This window comes from Polynucleobacter sp. 35-46-11 (assembly GCF_002281105.1).
The window spans coordinates 1-2,226 of the sequence record NZ_NCFJ01000420.1 but is presented as its reverse complement, the minus strand read 5'-3'; the positions used below and the strand labels follow the sequence as shown (position 1 = coordinate 2,226).

The 2,226-nt window shown below is 48.1% G+C and carries 2 protein-coding genes and 1 pseudogene; all 3 read right to left on the bottom strand.

The window, feature by feature from the left end:
* Window positions 1-277 (bottom strand): annotated as a pseudogene (locus B7Y67_RS15810) (class I poly(R)-hydroxyalkanoic acid synthase); the annotation flags it as partial.
* An 84-nt stretch (window positions 278-361) separates the two neighbouring features.
* Window positions 362-1,159 carry a peptidoglycan editing factor PgeF gene (gene pgeF / locus B7Y67_RS15805; protein ID WP_293599457.1) on the bottom strand — a complete coding sequence of 266 codons (798 nt, stop codon included), beginning with the start codon at window positions 1,157-1,159 and terminating at the stop codon, window positions 362-364.
* A complete protein-coding gene (locus B7Y67_RS15800) occupies window positions 1,134-2,183 on the bottom strand; it encodes an RluA family pseudouridine synthase (protein ID WP_293599456.1) in 1,050 nt (349 codons plus the stop codon). The genes pgeF and B7Y67_RS15800 overlap by 26 nt, the downstream gene beginning before the upstream one ends.
* Window positions 2,184-2,226 lie beyond the last annotated feature (43 nt).

Sequence of the window (2,226 nt, the reverse complement as noted above, 5' to 3'; positions counted from 1 at the left end):
CCTTCATTTTTTCATCTGTATCCACAGCCTCAGCAAGTGCCATGAGATGTTTGGAGTTCAGCAAATAGGTTGCAGCAATCATCTTGCTCCAAGATGAATGCCACGCTTTACCAGAGAAGCGACGATCTTTTACTTCAATTGCCTCGGGATTCGTTGCGAGTTGAGAAAACTCCGAAAAATATTCCTTTTGAATTTCCGCCAAACGTTCTGGTGGAATTAATGCCATGTGGTGCGGTGCCAAAGATGGCGCAACACCCGTATTCATACCTGCAAACATAATGATCTCGTTAATTAATTAGGTTCATTCTCCAACTATCAGGCTGTAAGGGTTATACGCACTAACCCTAGCCCTAGGGCTAAGCTAGTAATAACCCGAAGATGGAGTCTTGCCCGCGATCCAAATTAAGGAAGCGAATCGACCGGTTACTTTGTCCCTGCGATAGGAAAAGAAATTTACTGAATCACTGGATGTGCAAAAGTCGCCGCCATAGACCCTCTCAATGCCAGCAGAGCGTAAACGGTCCTGAGCGAGTAGATATAAATTGGCAAAATACTTTCCAGGACTACCAGCAATAGATTTAAATGCCTCGGATAAAATAGCTTGAGATTGGCCGGCAAACGCTTGCAGCACATCTTCACCAACCTCAAATGCAGTAGGTCCGATTGCAGGACCCATCCACACCACAATATCTTTTGGTAGCAGGTCCGGGGATAAATGACGCAGTTCCCGAATGGTATTTTCTAAAACTCCGCCACTGAGACCTCGCCAGCCAGCATGAGCTGCCCCAACAACATCACCATTCTTGCTTGAGAACAATACCGGCATGCAATCGGCCGTTAGGATGGCCAGTACCTCGTTTGGAATATTGGTAACAGAGGCATCCGCTTCAAATGGCCCACTAAGCAAAGCACTTCTTGAGGTCGGAGTGCTCACCTTAGTGCCATGAATCTGCTTAAGCCAAGCTGGTTCGGCAGGAAGGTGTGATCGTAAGGCTCTGCGGTTTTGCACCACATCGTCTACATCATCGCCAGCATTCAGCCCGAGATTAAGGCTATTAAAAGGAGGTTTACTAACCCCACCCTCCCGAGTCGTACAAAAAGCTTGAATTTGCTTGGGTACAAGCCAAGTTGGCTCAATCTGCTGAATTGCGCTGATCATTTTTGATGGATGCCATTAAGGTATCTTCTTTAGGTAGGTCTGCCTCACTCATTCCAAGCAGAGGCAGCAAATTCATTAAATCTTGAGGGGGCAATCTAAACCAGGTCATCACATCCTGTGTCGATGGATGCTGCAAACTGAGGGCATAAGCATGCAGAGCCTGACGACTAAAGGGTAATGTTTTTGCTGCTCCAGGCGTTCTTTTGCGATAAACCGGGTCACCCAAGAGTGGGAAGCCCAAAGATTCAAGGTGCACACGGATTTGATGGGTGCGGCCAGTTTCCAGACGGCATTCCAGCAAGGCAACTGGACTTTCTAAAAAAGTCCCTTTGGCCAAGCGTCGGAACAGAGTGGCAGCCGGTTTACCTTGGGCGGAGCCAGCAGCCATTTTGAGGCGATCACGCTGATCACGACCTACGGTTGCCAATACCTTGCCCTGAGAAGGCGCATCACCCCAAACTAAAGAAAGGTAGCGCCGCCCAACAGTTCGCTCCTGAAGCTGTCTTACTAGTGAGGTTTGCGCAATATCCGTGCGAGCTACGACCATCAGTCCAGACGTATCTTTATCTAAGCGATGGACAATGCCAGCCCTTGGTAAATTTTTTAGCTCTGGGAAACGATATAACAGGCCATTTAATAGGGTTCCCGTCCAATTTCCAGCAGCTGGATGTACGACAAGTCCAGCGGGTTTATTAAGCACAATGATGGAATCATCCTCATAGACAACATCGAGGGGGATATCTTCCGGGGCAAAGGCAAATTGTTCGGGCATTTCCTGTGGAAATACCTTAATGCTCTCGCTTCCGCGCAGTAAATGGCGTACTTTGGTGACTTTTCCATCCACCGTGACTGCCCCAGCCTCAACCCAAGCTTTGAGTCGATTGCGGGAGTAATCAGGTAAAGCACCCCCAAGAAACTTATCTAAGCGCTCTCCGCTGACCTCAGCAGGAACTTCTAGGGCAATGAAATCCTCATCATCGATATAATCAATGGGATTCGAATCGGGAGTATGCGGCAATGCCACGCTTAAAGAGCCTTTTAGTTATGTCGGACGTTATTACAGACGC

Coding starts and splice junctions, on each gene's coding strand:
- pgeF (WP_293599457.1), bottom strand. CDS start 1,159: ATGATCAGCGCAATTCAGCAGATTGAGCCAACTTGGCTTGTACCCAAG.